Origin of the sequence: Metabacillus litoralis, assembly GCF_007994985.1 — a bacterium.
In the GTDB taxonomy this organism is placed as follows: Bacteria; Bacillota; Bacilli; order Bacillales; family Bacillaceae; genus Metabacillus; species Metabacillus litoralis.
The window spans coordinates 276689-290339 of the sequence record NZ_VOQF01000008.1 but is presented as its reverse complement, the minus strand read 5'-3'; the positions used below and the strand labels follow the sequence as shown (position 1 = coordinate 290339).

Sequence of the window (13651 nt, the reverse complement as noted above, 5' to 3'; positions counted from 1 at the left end):
ACAGATACTAATCGATCGAGGACTTAACCTAATATTTAAGCGAACGTCAGTGAATTGAATTGTTTAAATCGTTATCTAGTTTTGAAGGAATATATAAGTTTTGAAAAAGACTTGAAATATTCTTCATAACTAGTATAATAGTTTTTGTCACAAATGTCTGGTAATGATGGCGAAGAGGCCACACCCGTTCCCATGCCGAACACGGAAGTTAAGCTCTTCAGCGCCGATGGTAGTTGGGGGTTTCCCCCTGTGAGAGTAGGACGTTGCCAGGCTTTGTATATTAATCCGCAGTAGCTCAGTGGTAGAGCTATCGGCTGTTAACCGATCGGTCGTAGGTTCGAGTCCTACCTGCGGAGCCATTTTGGAGAGCTGTCCGAGTGGCCGAAGGAGCACGATTGGAAATCGTGTAGGCGGTGTAAGCTGTCTCAAGGGTTCAAATCCCTTGCTCTCCGCCACTATTTAAATATATATAGGCCCATTGGTCAAGCGGTTAAGACACCGCCCTTTCACGGCGGTAACACGGGTTCGAATCCCGTATGGGTCATCAAAGTTTTTTCGCAAAGCGAAAATAACTTACTTTCATATAAAATATATGAACATTATTCGGAGGATTAGCTCAGCTGGGAGAGCATCTGCCTTACAAGCAGAGGGTCGGCGGTTCGATCCCGTCATCCTCCACCATTTATATTATTATCGCGGGGTGGAGCAGTCTGGTAGCTCGTCGGGCTCATAACCCGAAGGTCGCAGGTTCAAATCCTGTCCCCGCAACCAAATTTCCTTTGAAGTATTTACTTTGTTCTTAAGAAAAGTTCAAGGTTGTTTATTTTCACTACGTGAAAAAAATTGGTCCGGTAGTTCAGTTGGTTAGAATGCCTGCCTGTCACGCAGGAGGTCGCGGGTTCGAGTCCCGTCCGGACCGCCATTTAATTTTTGAAGATTAATTTACACTACTATCTTTCTTTAGTGTAAAAGGGTTTCAATAAACGAGAAGGTCGAAGAAGCGACTGAGCGAACACCGGAGCGTATGTCAATACGTGAGGATGTGAGTGATGGAGCTGATGAAGAGATTCGAAGTTTAGTGGAAGCCGTAAACCTTATTGGCTCAGTAGCTCAGTTGGTAGAGCAATGGACTGAAAATCCATGTGTCGGCGGTTCGATTCCGTCCTGAGCCACCATTTTTGTTTCATTTTTTAGCCGGTGTAGCTCAACTGGTAGAGCAACTGACTTGTAATCAGTAGGTTGGGGGTTCAAGTCCTCTCGCCGGCACTGTTTTTCTTCTTAATATGGAGGGGTAGCGAAGTGGCTAAACGCGGCGGACTGTAAATCCGCTCCTTAGGGTTCGGCAGTTCGAATCTGCCCCCCTCCACCATTGTTTTTTCGCGAAGCGAAAATAACATTCATTATTAAAGAAAAGATTCATCTTAGGGGCATAGTTTAACGGTAGAATAGAGGTCTCCAAAACCTTTGGTGTGGGTTCGATTCCTACTGCCCCTGCCAATTAAACATTAATATATTGTGGCGGTTGTGGCGAAGTGGTTAACGCACCTGATTGTGGTTCAGGCATTCGTGGGTTCGATTCCCATCAGTCGCCCCATTTTTATATTATAAATTATAAGATTTTCAATGGGCTATAGCCAAGCGGTAAGGCATCGCACTTTGACTGCGACATGCGTTGGTTCGAATCCAGCTAGCCCAGCCATTTTCTTTCACATTTTTAGTCTTTTTGCATAGGCTATACTATATAATAACTAATATTATGATTGCGGAAGTAGTTCAGTGGTAGAACACCACCTTGCCAAGGTGGGGGTCGCGGGTTCGAATCCCGTCTTCCGCTCCAATAATATTTAAAGGCGGCATAGCCAAGTGGTAAGGCAGAGGTCTGCAAAACCTTTATCACCGGTTCAAATCCGGTTGCCGCCTCCATTTAAAACACCCTTGCCGGGGTGGCGGAACTGGCAGACGCACAGGACTTAAAATCCTGCGGTAGGTGACTACCGTACCGGTTCGATTCCGGTCCTCGGCATCAAAGTTATTTTACCTTAGCAAAAATAACTTACTATCTTTGCCAGTGTGGCGGAATTGGCAGACGCGCACGACTCAAAATCGTGTTCCTTCGGGAGTGTCGGTTCGACCCCGACCACTGGTATCTAATTATATTATAGTCAATTAACAGTGAATTAAGTAATATCAACGTATTCAACGTCTATCTACAGAATTGTAGGTAGGCGTTTTTTGTTGTTTTTAGGGTTATATTTTACACGACAAAATATATTAAAATCGTGTTCACAGGTCGTGTTCACTGTTAAGGAGTGTTTAAAATGGCTAGACGTACAAATGTATTAAATGAAATTGAATTATCTGTATTGGAAAAGGAAACGAAATCCTATGTAGAAACATTTAATGTGGCAATTGATTTATTCATTAAAGACTGTGATTTACGTAATCTTAGACCCCATACTGTTAAATATTATTTGAATGAGTTTAATGCTTTCTTAAATCAACTTAGAGGTCAAGGAATAGATACAACATTGTTAAAGCCATATAACGTCACAGAGGAACATATAAAAGAAAACGTAATACTTTATATGCGAAATTATAAAGGAAATCGGATTGTTTCAATCAATACAAGATTACGTGCATTACGTTCATTCTTTAACTTTCTTTATAATCAGAAACAGATTCCTAATAATCCTATGGAGAATATAAAATTATTAAAGGATAGAAAGACGGTCATTAACACCTTTACTAAGGTGCAGTTACATAAGTTGTTTAAACAACCTGATTTAAAAACCTTTACAGGAGTTCGTGACTATACCATTATGTTACTAATGCTTGAAACAGGTATACGTGTTAATGAGTTAGCTGGACTATCCTTAAATGATATTCGCTGGGAAGATAGCATGATTATAATTAAACATGCAAAAAGTTATAGGGAACGCTTAGTACCTATCCAAACTACCATGAAAAAGCAGCTTAAGAAGTATATAGCTATTAGAGGATATGTCGAAAGTGAAGCATTATTTGTTACTATTGATGGTGGCAGATTTACAAAGAGAGGTATCCAACAAAGGATTACTAAATATGGAGAAATGGCTAATTTAAAAGATGTTCGTTGTAGCTGCCATACATTTAGACATACCTTTGCTAAGTTAAGTGTCCAACAAGGTGCTAACATCTTTGAATTACAGACTATACTTGGTCACACTAGTATGGAGATAGTTAAAACTTATGTGAATTTATTTGGAACAGATGTAAGGGAAAGACATAAGGAGTTTTCTCCATTAAAAGTACTAAAATAAATATTGTCCTTTTTCCTCTTTTTTCTGCAAGTAAGTAATTGAAGGTTTAAAATATTGAACTAACTATCAAAATGAAAAGAGGAAAAAGGAATGTTAAAAGTTAAAAGTAGTGGAATTATTTGCAAAGGAAATTTAGAAGGAAACTTTGAGTTAGTACCAATGGAATTATATGACTATTTAGAAATAGGGTTAATATCAGGAAATGACTTAGTGGTATATATTAGATTACTTAGGTACTATAATCCTGAATATGGATACGCATATCCAACAATTGCACAGTTAAGAATCGATACAGGAATTAAAGCGAAACCTTCAATTCATAAGTGCTTGAGAAATTTAATTTCCGTAGGGCTAATTAAAAAATCAAAGACTAGAAAAGGTAATAACATTTACCTTGTTTACAAGCCACTAGAAAGATCGGTCTTATATGCTTGTGTACCGGACAAAGTGAAGCAAATTGAAGAATTTAAAGCTAGAGTAACTAACCAAGAGGTAGAGGATAAGAATAGATTATTGCACTATAAACAGACGAAAGAGGATAATGAAAAATCAATAATTAAAGCTAAGCAAATTTCCACTGCCTTTAATATAGATATTAATAGTTTATTACCTGAGGAAATAGAGACATTGGAAAAACTAAATAAATTTAATTCTACTTGTGACTAATAGATTAGGAGACCCCTTGATATATATGGATTTATACTATATTTTAATCACAAGTATTTACTTTTAAAATAATGGAGTTCAACTTATTAACTTCTTGGAGTTCAGATTAAATACTTTGAAGGTTTACAATATGAACGTTAAACAGACTTACTTAAACAGACTTATAGTAATAAGACATAATATATAAAGATATTCCTACCTAAGATAAAAGATTAAAAGAAAACACCACTAAGAGAGAAGAGAGTAATTAGTTAAAGTAAAAGAGTAGTAACGTTCATATATTGAACTATGGTCTTAAACTTTTAAATAGACTTATAGTTACTAGCAGGAAATAAGTCTCAATTAGTCGAATTTAGTATGTGAAAGGAAGTGTTTAAATATGGAGATTTTACCTATTAGAGATTTAATTCAAGATGAATTAGGGAACTATTACATTGTAAAAGCTATTAATGGAAAGAAATTAACACTTGTAAATGCTATAATCCATCATTCATTTCGTAGAATTTTGAGTGAAGATTTTGTTGCAGAAGTGAACAAACAATACGATAAAGGCGTTGCAGTAGGTCAGTATTTTACTGATGCACTTAAAAGCAAAATTGAAAGTATATCTACAGGAAAAACTCCTGGGGGAATTTATAAGCTAAGCGATATACAAAAAGAGTATGATATTGAAGTGATTAGCCTTTATGAGAAAGACGTAAACGTAAATTAAGGTAGAAAAGTGAGGTAGAATTAATGGTACATCACAAAAAGCATGAATTAAATTTTAGTTGGGAACTTACAGCACATCCTGACTACAAAATATTTTCTAACAACGAAAATGCAAATGAAAATGAGTACATCCTCCTTGATTTTGAAAACACCGTTCTATTGCGTTTTAGTGTACAAGAAGAATCATTTGAAGTAACAGGTTCAAGTTGGGACACTAAATATAAGGTCACACGTAGTAGAAAAATTATTGTCCTTACTGAACCTGAGGTATATGAGGAAGACGAAGAAGAGGACGAAGAATAATCTGGCACCCATTAAAGGTGCCTTTTATTTTTCTCAAAGAATAGCTGAAAATCGGATGACTTGTGATAGAATATGCAACCCAGAATATCTTTTTGAAACAGAATTCTCATAGAAGTCAATCGTACCAGTTGTTTAAGCATTCTATTCTAAGAATGAAACAATGAACCGTGCACATATAATAATCGACACTATTAGAATGTCGTAAGTGGCTATCCTTTAGTAATACCATGTCTTTTCAATAATCTATAGAACTTCATACGGTTAATATTATGCTGCTCACAAATCAATGTAACAGGTATCTTTCCTTCTAGATATTTTCTAATAGCCTCCTGTACAGAAGGGTCCTCAGGTGTTAAATCTGCCTTTCTGCCTATATGCTTACCATTTTCTCTAGCTAATTGCATACCCAATTTACGCTTCTCATCTAATGTATTTATTTCAAGTTCAGCAACTGCACCTAGAACAGTAATCATAAATTTACCCATTGGAGTAGAAGTATTTACCCTATCTCCATTTAAATCTAAGATGACAAAGGTAACACCCTTAGCTTCAAATTCCTCAGCAATTAATAGTAAATCCTTTACATTTCTTGCTATTCGGTCAATACGAGTAATTACAATAGTATCACCGTCATGTAAAGTATTGAGTAGCTTGGTAAGTCCTTCACGTTCTCTTGTTCTCCCAGTAGCCTTGTCCTCAATTAATTTAACGTTCTCATCATATTGCCTTAATAATTGTCTTTGAGTTGATATGTTTTGCCCAGAGGTACTAACTCTACAATACCCGTATACTTTAGACATGTTCTCATTCCCCTTATCTGTAACATAATATTATGTACTTGTCATTACACACATAGTAACACTAATTTAATTACGTTACAACCTTCCGTTACTTATTTAACAATAGAAATCATTGAAAATAGTAAATTTATAATTGTCGGAAAATAGTGTTCTAAAAGTATACCTTTCGTTACAATATAAAACCTACTAAAGGGGTACATGGGGGAGGTAGGGGGTACGTTGGTGCCAGTCATACATTTGCTATAGATATGCACCAGATTGAAAATCCTTATGGTATAATATTCCTGTAAGTAAGGGTTTTAATAGATTAAGTTAATAATACAAATAAGGAATGATTTGATGAACCAATTAGTAGATTTAATATCTAGCATTTCTTTAAACCAATTAATAGATACTATGGTAATTAAGGTAATAGCTGGGATTTTACTTTTCTTTCTATCCTTGTTAATCAAGCCAATCAGAACACGAATTATTAATCTGTTTAAAAGATTGATTGGTAGGGAGAGACATTCCGTTATAGTAAAGTGCAAAGTTTATCCAAAAGGTAGATATAGAGAAAAGGGAATACCTTTTGAAATTGAATTACCATATGAAGATATTAGTGAAGATTCCATGCCTATAACTAAATCCAATGATTTGATTATTGCAGAAATAAACAGAAAGTATGGTCGAACTTTTAGTCCATATGAAAATGATTTAAATGAAGTATATATTACTAAGAAAAAGTATTATGTGTGAAAATTTAACTAGGGAAATAATGAAAAATCAAAATTTAAATTCCACCCTTTGCATAAATGAAATCATTGTATTCAAGTAAACTATCTTTTGGTAAATTGCTACTGAGTTTCCATTCGACTCGATTACTAGAGGGAAAAGTCCATAGATTAAGTACAGTTTAAAAACTAACTCAATCCCTTTCCACCTATATCTATGAACTTCCTTGGATAAAATAAATTCATATGTCCTAATAATTCATGAAACTGCAAGTACCTAAGTGAAAACATCAAGAAGGGAATGGATATAAAAGTGGAAAATCTTGAATTAGAAAATCAACGTTTACTTAATATAGTTGGTGTGTTAAAACTGGAAATCAAAGTATTAACTAGATTAATTGAAAAATCAAATTATGAAAGCGAATGTATAGACCGTTATATAACGGAAATGGAAGAGTATATGGAGATATAGCTGTAGAAGATGGATTTGGTGCTAATTAAAAATAGCAACAATTAATTCGTTGATAATAAGTATGACTAATAGTACAATGATAATGAATCGTGTGAATAGAATAAATCTTAAGAATTCAATTACTGTAGAATTACTTAATATCACAGTAATTAACTATAATATAAAAGTGATGAAAAGGAACTTTCTGACTCAAAATCGTGTTCCTTCGGGAGTGTCGGTTCGACCCCGACCACTGGTATCATAAAATGAAATAAACCCTTATAGGTCAATGCTTTGAGCAGTCAGAGTATTGACCTTTTTTATGCTTTATATAGGAGAAGAATATCATTAAGTAAAGGAATAATCGTGATGACAATAACTAACGATTATTCCAAGGTAATTTACGATGAAATCTAGAGGCGAGAAGAGGATCTTGCAAAATTGTCCATATAACTATCATTCCAACAAAATGAGAAATTTTCTAATTCTTTAATTCGACTCCAAACTTAAAGTGATAGCTACTGTATGATATCTTTTGGTTTTTAACTTTTTCGATTTCGTGCTGAGTTTCCATATAGTTAATAGTTTGTATCTAATTGTGAAACCTAAAACATTTTTGTACGTATTATAGGAAGAAGTATTTTTTATAATCATGAAAAAGGTGATCATAATGAATAGACAAACAGTGAAGACGTTAAAGTGGATATCAGGTGGACTTGAAGCTTTCCTAGGTATACCAATTATAGGAGGTAGTATTGTATTAGGCTTTGGATGGACTCCATTAGTCATAATGTTAGCTTTTCATATCCTAGTAGTGATATTCTCCAAAAAAGTTGGAGTGAAAGCAACGGGTAACATACTCGGAATTGTAACATCTGCTATCGGATGGATTCCTATTGTCGGTATGTTTATGCATATTATATCAGCAATATTTATTCTTTTGGATGCAGCAAGTAAGGATAAAAATCAGGACATCATCGAAATGACCAAATAAAGAAAAGCATTTGTTTTAAAGGAAGAGCTGTATAAAGAGTAAATAAGGCTAATATCCTGAAGATGGAACTCTGCTTAAAATAGGAGTTTCAATTTGTTCTTAATTTAACTATGAAGACGTTTAAGCTATTGCTGACAGTATTAGTGACGAATTGATTCAAGAATAATTTAAATCCAATTGGATTTTCAACTAGTTAAAGACCTTATCGTTTTAATCGATAAGGTCTTTTTTGAAAGGCTGTTTGCTGAAAGATTGTAGCTAATTTATTTAAATCTATTTGGCATAATACGCATGTCTAGAATCGTTATATTGGTTCAGCTACTGTATTAGCGTTTGTTGTTTATTTGCCGATAAATTTTTCAACCAACGTGGAATTTATATCGATGGATCAAGACAATTAATCTCAATGGTTCTCGTTGCTGTAGAGATTAGCGGTAGTTTTTCGTTATGTACTTATCAAGTACATAAAAAGTAAATGTGATATCGATTATCTTTTATGATCAAAAAAAAGAACTACCATTTTTAAAAGGATAGTCCATTAGTTTGGTTATATGAACTAGTTATCACTCAAAATCAAAAACACTTTTTGCTCCTTGTTTCTCTCTAACAGAAATAACATGTGGAATAAAGTAAATAGTGTCACCTTCATTATTTTCTTTTATCTCCATTGTGCCATTTCTAAGGAACTTTTTGATTGTTCGGTTACTCCTCCATCTTGAAAGAGGTGGCACATGAAAGTCTTCTTCTTTTACTATCCCTTTATTATTAAATGCCCGTTTTAACACAACACCCTCTAACAAACTGTCATGTTTTCGAGAATTCTTTTTTGTATAATGTATTATGATCGTTATACTAATAGCTTCCAAAAGCAATCCAATGATAAAAAGTGTTACATCAAAGGGTTCACTAGGAGAAAAAAAGCTTTCTATTGCCATGACGAGAGGGAATAGAGCAATAGTCATAGAGAAACTAATAGATAAAAATATGATAAAAAATGTCTTGTAGGAGTAAGATTGACCTGCTCCAGCTTTCACAACATTTTGCTGTTGTTGTTTCTTAAAATTCTGATACGCCTTTTGCGGTTTGTTTTTCTTGTTCTGTTGTAATTCCTGTGAAGTCATATATTAATGCACCACCTTCACTGACTTTTATCGTTACATATCCTTTGAGTGCCCATTTTTCAAGCAATGCTTTTGCTTCATCTAATGTTAGGTCTGTGTCCATTGCCAGTTCGATGGGAGTTAAGCGACCTCCTCTGTTTTCAGCTACTTTTAAAATAGTATTCTCTAATACTTCGTATTTTCTCCGTTTATTTTTTCCTGCTTGTATTGCCCACTTGCATAGAAAAAAGCCTCCTAAACCTGGCATGATACATGCAAAAATATAAAATAAGATATTGACCCATAAGGCTTCACTGCTTAAATCAGCAGTAATCCCAATAAAAGCAAACAAACTAAACAGACACAGTGCTATGCCTGATATTAATGCAAGTAATCTAACGACTATTTTCATATAAACCACTCCATACCTATGTAATTGTGTATTCTAATTTAGTAAACATGTTCCTCTTTTCTTTATTTTATAATAATAAGTTGAAGTATATGTCGTCACGAATGCTCCAAAACATATCCTTATTGAACTAACAATCATTTGGTAAAGAAAAATTAAGGATATTGTAAGTATAGAAGTCAATATTTCAATTTTTCACCAGCTGTTTAATAATACAGAAGAATTGACTCAGTCGTCACTCTAACTAAAGTGCTATATACATACTACATTTTCCCTAACATCTTGTTTAAATTATTATAAAACAATATAGACAAATAAAGGAAGACTTTACGGGCATTATTTGAGTTAAAGCTTTCTCATCACCTTTTGTATTGCTAATATATCTACGTTTCTCTTCATAGTATGGTTTCTAGTTAATAACTCCTATTTATAATTTATGAATCTTAATAAAATGCCACAATTCTTAACATAAATTGTTTTAAAATGTTGATAGACTATATCAAATACCTTATATATATTAACTTTATAGGAGTTGATGAAGATATAATTGGAATGAATATACGTGTTTTACGGAAAAGATATAAAATGAGTCAGGAAGTCGTTGCTGAAAAGTTAAATGTATCACGACAAACTGTAGCCAAATGGGAAAATGATGAGGTGTTGCCTGATATTCATAAATGTAAAGTGTTGGCAGGTATTTTTGAGGTGACATTGGATCAATTATCAGGTGATTTGAGTGAAGCTGAAATAGAGCAGATTGCTCCAAAAGGTAAGCAGTTTTTTGGTGTTGTAAAGGTAGGCGAGCGAGGTCAAATTGTTATTCCAAAACAGGCACGTGAAATGTATCAAATTCAAGCTGGTGATAAGCTAGTCGTTTTAGGAGAAGATGCAACAAAAGGAATGGCCATTTTAAAAAGTGATAGCTTTTTAGAGTTTGCCGATATGATTCGTAGGGCGGAATTGGCAGAAGAGGAATCAGAATGAGTAAAATTGTCTTTTTTTCTATTCCAGCACATGGTCATACAAATCCGACTCTTCCGGTGGTATCAGAATTAGTAAGGAAAGGCCATGAGGTATGGTATTACTCCTTCAATGAGTTTCAAGAAAAAATAGAAAACATCGGTGCCGAATTTCTTTCTTGTGATGAGTTTTTACCGCCAATTTCACAGGAGGAATTAAATCGCAAAGTAGGAAAGGACTTTGCGGCATTGATTGAGATGATTGTGGATACAACCATTTCTTTAGATGAAAAGGTATGTAAAGAATTAAGAGAATTTAAACCTGATTGCATTGTGTCTGATTCTTTATGCTTTTGGGGGAAGTTATTTGCTAGTAAGCTAGGAATTCGCTACATTTGTTCAACAACAACTTTTGCATTTAATAAGCATACTGCAAAACTGATGAAACGTAGTTTAAAAGAAATTGTGAAAATGATAACGGGTATGCCACGCATTAATAAAAAAATGCAGCTATTACGATCACATGGGTATGAAGTGGATAGTTTTATCTCAATTGTTCAAAATGATAATGAAACAGACACGATTGTTTATACATCAAAAGAATTTCAACCAATGGCTGATACGTTTTCTGAACGATATACTTTTGTTGGTCCTTCGATCCGACAATCTTGTGATGGAGATCAGAAAGAAAATCGTGAAAAGGTCATTTACATTTCATTAGGAACTGTACTTAATCAAAATTATGATTTTTATAAAAATTGCATGAATGCTTTCTCAAACAGTGATTATAAAATAATCATGATAGTTGGTGAAAAAACAGAGATTGACAACCTTGGCCTCATACCTGACAATTTTACAATTAAACACCATGTGGATCAGGTTGAAATATTAAAGAAAGCAGATGTATTTATTACACATTGCGGTATGAATAGTGTAAATGAAAGCTTGTATTATAAAGTTCCTATGGTTTTATTTCCACAGCATAGTGAGCAAAGAGTAGTAGCTGATCGAGTTGCAGAACTTGGTGCAGGGATAAAACTAAAAGGAAACAAACCTAAACATATAGCCATAACAGTAGAAAATATTTTAAGTAATAGAATATATTCTAAAAATGCACAAGAGCTTTCCGAACAATTTAAAAATGCAGGCGGTGCTGTAAAAGCAGCGAATGTTATACTGAAAAAAATTTCGGGATAATCAATGAACTGAGACCATTGATTATCTTTCTGGTGATATTTAACACATTTCTAAATTGAAATTCTGTTGTATAATAAGTTATTATTTCTATTTAGTTGCATTACATACGAAAAAAGCTAGATAACAAAAGTTGTTTAAAAACTAGGAGAAATGAACTATACTTATGATAACTAAATAGTTTGGCAAACTATGTGAAAGCATAGGACGCAAAGCCACGGGTCTAAACACAGTATGACAGCCGGGTTACCTATAAATTAATGGAAACTGCTGTGATAAGCAGTTTTTTTATTATTGTTTGATCATGAATACATAGTTGGAAGGTGAGTTTTTTGAAGTTATTATTTTATTGCATCTTGTACCTGATTCCAGCATGTATCTTTATTTATATGGCGGGGATGGTGTATAGCCGAAATCGCCATAGTGCAAAGCATATTACATGCAGTTTATTGTATGTGTTCACATCGATGTGGTTCTTAGGGGTATTTACTACTTTTATTGCCTATCCAAAATATTTTGATGGAATTACAATTTATTGGGTGAATGGAGCTATTACTATCTCTTCTTTATTATCCCTTCATCTTTGGTTAATGAATGCTAATATGTACGCTAAGAAAAAAGGAAAATACCTTAAGCTTTTATTTGTCCCTGGTGTTGTGATGTTATTAACGTTACCAATTGATTCATGGATGTTAAGAAGTGATACAAATCTTTTAGAGCCAACATTCATTCCAGGACCTGGTTTATATTTGTTATGGATCGTTGATTTCTCCTATCTTACGTTTAACCTTATTTTAACCGTAATTGAAATGAAAAAGGGAAATAATGCCGCTAAATTATGGTATAAAGGGATGCTATTATATTTCGTGTGGACGTTCATTATGTTAGTGGCAGCTCTAATCTTCCAAAATACAAATCTATATTTCTTCATTTACTTTATCCCTCATGGATCTCTATTTTGGGCAGTTGCTATCTTTCTTAGTATGTCTAAATTTGATTATTTATCATCTTATGAGAAGCGGTATAATATTTTATTTCAACGCTCCCCTCTAGGAATACTTATTATGGATATTGAAGCAAAAGTCCTTGAGGCTAGTCCACAAATCTTTCAATATCTTGGTGTGAAAAGAGAAGAACTTGTTAACAAATCTATTGTTCCGTTTTTAGGTGAGGTTGACAAAGAGATATTTATTAAAAAATACCAAAAGGTATTTATGGAAGAAACAAAAGTCGAAAACTTAGAGTTAACATTTGTTAATAAATTAATAGAAAGAAAAACTTTACTGGTTGATTATGAATTTATTTTGGTAGAAGGAAAAACACTACAGTTTGTGATGTTAAAAGATATTACCGAAGCTAAAACAAAAGAGGAGAGAGTACGGTATTTAGCTTATCACGATATATTAACAGGGTTATCAAATCGTGCTGCATTCGAAAAACAAATATCAGAGCTTTTGAATAGAAAAGAGAAGTTTAATCTGCTATTGATGGATCTAAATAAATTAAAGAGGATTAATGATACATTTGGTCATCAAGCTGGAGATTATGCGATAAAACATATCGCAAACATCTTACAGGAATTTGCGTCAGAGAACGATCATGCAGCACGACTAGGTGGAGATGAATTTGTTATGTTACTTAGTGCTGATGGAACAGAGAACATCATCAAAAAAATTCAGAAGCAGCTGGCGACACCGTTAACGTTATCAGATCAAAATCAACTACATCTATCTGCTAGTATTGGTGTTAGTTCTTACCCTGCCGATGGTGTAACGATGGATCAGCTGTATAGTGTAGCAGACAAACGTATGTATGCAGAGAAACATAAAGGGAAGAACTCATAATCTCAAAAAAACTTAATATCATATTACTGGGGACTCCATTTAAAGTATGGTAGTCTTTTTTTTGTTTTTATAGAAAATAACTTAGCACAGTTAAAGGGAGAAAATAACTAAACATGATCTTGATTGTACGTACAAATTGGAGTATTATAGAGTTATGACAATATACGTGCGTACAAATTATAAGGGTAGTAGATGTGTAGTTAAATAG

General features: G+C 33.8%; 13 protein-coding genes, 16 tRNA genes, 1 rRNA gene and 1 riboswitch. Of the genes, 27 read left to right on the top strand and 3 right to left on the bottom strand.

Annotation, left to right across the window (positions count from 1 at the left end; all coding sequences use genetic code 11):
- The first annotated feature begins 156 nt into the window (after positions 1-156).
- The 21 genes from rrf to FS935_RS16140 all read left to right on the top strand — a co-directional run bounded on the left by rrf (position 157) and on the right by FS935_RS16140 (position 4979).
- A 5S ribosomal RNA gene (gene rrf, locus FS935_RS16240) occupies positions 157-272 on the top strand.
- A gap of 12 nt (positions 273-284) precedes the next feature.
- Positions 285-359 (top strand) — tRNA-Asn (locus tag FS935_RS16235).
- A 4-nt stretch (positions 360-363) separates the two neighbouring features.
- Positions 364-455, top strand: a tRNA-Ser gene (locus tag FS935_RS16230).
- Positions 456-472: 17 nt separating this feature from the next.
- Positions 473-544 (top strand) — tRNA-Glu (locus FS935_RS16225).
- Positions 545-605: 61 nt separating this feature from the next.
- Positions 606-681, top strand: a tRNA-Val gene (locus FS935_RS16220).
- A 13-nt stretch (positions 682-694) separates the two neighbouring features.
- A tRNA-Met gene (locus tag FS935_RS16215) sits at positions 695-771 on the top strand.
- Positions 772-845: 74 nt separating this feature from the next.
- Positions 846-922, top strand: a tRNA-Asp gene (locus tag FS935_RS16210).
- Positions 923-1099: 177 nt separating this feature from the next.
- Positions 1100-1175 (top strand) — tRNA-Phe (locus FS935_RS16205).
- Positions 1176-1193: 18 nt separating this feature from the next.
- Positions 1194-1266 (top strand) — tRNA-Thr (locus tag FS935_RS16200).
- Between the two features lie 19 nt (positions 1267-1285).
- Positions 1286-1369 (top strand) — tRNA-Tyr (locus FS935_RS16195).
- Between the two features lie 54 nt (positions 1370-1423).
- Positions 1424-1497: transfer RNA gene (locus FS935_RS16190), tRNA-Trp, on the top strand.
- A 21-nt stretch (positions 1498-1518) separates the two neighbouring features.
- Positions 1519-1594, top strand: a tRNA-His gene (locus tag FS935_RS16185).
- A 30-nt stretch (positions 1595-1624) separates the two neighbouring features.
- A tRNA-Gln gene (locus tag FS935_RS16180) sits at positions 1625-1699 on the top strand.
- A gap of 63 nt (positions 1700-1762) precedes the next feature.
- Positions 1763-1837: transfer RNA gene (locus tag FS935_RS16175), tRNA-Gly, on the top strand.
- A 12-nt stretch (positions 1838-1849) separates the two neighbouring features.
- A tRNA-Cys gene (locus FS935_RS16170) sits at positions 1850-1923 on the top strand.
- 14 nt (positions 1924-1937) lie between these two features.
- Positions 1938-2023: transfer RNA gene (locus FS935_RS16165), tRNA-Leu, on the top strand.
- 41 nt (positions 2024-2064) lie between these two features.
- Positions 2065-2146 (top strand) — tRNA-Leu (locus tag FS935_RS16160).
- A gap of 172 nt (positions 2147-2318) precedes the next feature.
- Positions 2319-3299 (top strand): tyrosine-type recombinase/integrase, encoded by a 981-nt coding sequence (locus FS935_RS16155; protein ID WP_146949680.1) that lies wholly within the window; start codon positions 2319-2321, stop codon positions 3297-3299.
- 90 nt (positions 3300-3389) lie between these two features.
- Positions 3390-3965 (top strand): helix-turn-helix domain-containing protein, encoded by a 576-nt coding sequence (locus FS935_RS16150; protein ID WP_146949679.1) that lies wholly within the window; start codon positions 3390-3392, stop codon positions 3963-3965.
- 379 nt (positions 3966-4344) lie between these two features.
- Entirely contained in the window at positions 4345-4677 is a 333-nt protein-coding gene (locus FS935_RS16145) for a hypothetical protein (protein ID WP_146949678.1), read from the top strand.
- A 23-nt stretch (positions 4678-4700) separates the two neighbouring features.
- A complete protein-coding gene (locus FS935_RS16140) occupies positions 4701-4979 on the top strand; it encodes a hypothetical protein (protein ID WP_146949677.1) in 279 nt (92 codons plus the stop codon).
- A gap of 209 nt (positions 4980-5188) precedes the next feature.
- Here FS935_RS16140 and FS935_RS16135 read toward each other — a convergent pair whose 3' ends face one another.
- Positions 5189-5779, bottom strand: a complete 591-nt coding sequence (locus FS935_RS16135; RefSeq protein WP_146949676.1) for a recombinase family protein — start codon at positions 5777-5779, stop codon at positions 5189-5191.
- Between the two features lie 339 nt (positions 5780-6118).
- Between FS935_RS16135 and FS935_RS16130 the strand changes: the two genes are divergently transcribed.
- The 3 genes from FS935_RS16130 (at position 6119) to FS935_RS16125 (ending at position 7937) form a co-directional block, all read left to right on the top strand.
- On the top strand, positions 6119-6517 hold the full coding sequence (locus FS935_RS16130) for a hypothetical protein (RefSeq protein ID WP_146949675.1): 399 nt from the start codon (positions 6119-6121) through the stop codon (positions 6515-6517).
- A 276-nt stretch (positions 6518-6793) separates the two neighbouring features.
- The gene (locus tag FS935_RS23460; protein WP_158638627.1) at positions 6794-6964 is read left to right on the top strand and encodes a hypothetical protein; all 171 of its coding nucleotides are present in this window, start codon (positions 6794-6796) and stop codon (positions 6962-6964) included.
- Between the two features lie 649 nt (positions 6965-7613).
- Positions 7614-7937 carry a hypothetical protein gene (locus tag FS935_RS16125; protein ID WP_146949674.1) on the top strand — a complete coding sequence of 108 codons (324 nt, stop codon included), beginning with the start codon at positions 7614-7616 and terminating at the stop codon, positions 7935-7937.
- A 563-nt stretch (positions 7938-8500) separates the two neighbouring features.
- Here FS935_RS16125 and FS935_RS16120 read toward each other — a convergent pair.
- Positions 8501-9058: a hypothetical protein gene (locus FS935_RS16120; RefSeq protein WP_146949673.1), complete on the bottom strand. Its 558-nt coding sequence runs from the start codon at positions 9056-9058 to the stop codon at positions 8501-8503.
- Entirely contained in the window at positions 8994-9449 is a 456-nt protein-coding gene (locus tag FS935_RS16115; RefSeq protein WP_146949672.1) for a hypothetical protein, read from the bottom strand. Before FS935_RS16115 ends, FS935_RS16120 begins: the two co-directional genes overlap by 65 nt.
- Before the next feature lie 549 nt (positions 9450-9998).
- On the opposite strand from FS935_RS16115, the gene FS935_RS16110 reads away from it, so the two are divergent.
- The 3 genes from FS935_RS16110 (at position 9999) to FS935_RS16100 (ending at position 13443) form a co-directional block, all read left to right on the top strand.
- Positions 9999-10430, top strand: a complete 432-nt coding sequence (locus FS935_RS16110) for a helix-turn-helix domain-containing protein (protein ID WP_338036929.1) — start codon at positions 9999-10001, stop codon at positions 10428-10430.
- Positions 10427-11602, top strand: coding sequence for a macrolide family glycosyltransferase (locus tag FS935_RS16105; protein WP_146949671.1), 1176 nt, complete (start codon positions 10427-10429; stop codon positions 11600-11602). Before FS935_RS16110 ends, FS935_RS16105 begins: the two co-directional genes overlap by 4 nt.
- Positions 11603-11773: 171 nt before the next feature.
- A riboswitch (cyclic di-GMP riboswitch) is annotated at positions 11774-11853 on the top strand.
- A gap of 78 nt (positions 11854-11931) precedes the next feature.
- A complete protein-coding gene (locus FS935_RS16100) occupies positions 11932-13443 on the top strand; it encodes a sensor domain-containing diguanylate cyclase (protein ID WP_146949670.1) in 1512 nt (503 codons plus the stop codon).
- Positions 13444-13651 lie beyond the last annotated feature (208 nt).

What these genes read in the sequence shown, in the direction of transcription:
- FS935_RS16155 (WP_146949680.1), top strand. Translation starts at nt 2,319, where the DNA reads ATGGCTAGACGTACAAATGTATTAAATGAAATTGAATTATCTGTATTG.
- FS935_RS16150 (WP_146949679.1), top strand. Translation starts at nt 3,390, where the DNA reads ATGTTAAAAGTTAAAAGTAGTGGAATTATTTGCAAAGGAAATTTAGAA.
- FS935_RS16145 (WP_146949678.1), top strand. Translation starts at nt 4,345, where the DNA reads ATGGAGATTTTACCTATTAGAGATTTAATTCAAGATGAATTAGGGAAC.
- FS935_RS16140 (WP_146949677.1), top strand. Translation starts at nt 4,701, where the DNA reads ATGGTACATCACAAAAAGCATGAATTAAATTTTAGTTGGGAACTTACA.
- FS935_RS16135 (WP_146949676.1), bottom strand. Translation starts at nt 5,779, where the DNA reads ATGTCTAAAGTATACGGGTATTGTAGAGTTAGTACCTCTGGGCAAAAC.
- FS935_RS16130 (WP_146949675.1), top strand. Translation starts at nt 6,119, where the DNA reads ATGAACCAATTAGTAGATTTAATATCTAGCATTTCTTTAAACCAATTA.
- FS935_RS23460 (WP_158638627.1), top strand. Translation starts at nt 6,794, where the DNA reads ATGGATATAAAAGTGGAAAATCTTGAATTAGAAAATCAACGTTTACTT.
- FS935_RS16125 (WP_146949674.1), top strand. Translation starts at nt 7,614, where the DNA reads ATGAATAGACAAACAGTGAAGACGTTAAAGTGGATATCAGGTGGACTT.
- FS935_RS16120 (WP_146949673.1), bottom strand. Translation starts at nt 9,058, where the DNA reads ATGACTTCACAGGAATTACAACAGAACAAGAAAAACAAACCGCAAAAG.
- FS935_RS16115 (WP_146949672.1), bottom strand. Translation starts at nt 9,449, where the DNA reads ATGAAAATAGTCGTTAGATTACTTGCATTAATATCAGGCATAGCACTG.
- FS935_RS16110 (WP_338036929.1), top strand. Translation starts at nt 9,999, where the DNA reads ATGAATATACGTGTTTTACGGAAAAGATATAAAATGAGTCAGGAAGTC.
- FS935_RS16105 (WP_146949671.1), top strand. Translation starts at nt 10,427, where the DNA reads ATGAGTAAAATTGTCTTTTTTTCTATTCCAGCACATGGTCATACAAAT.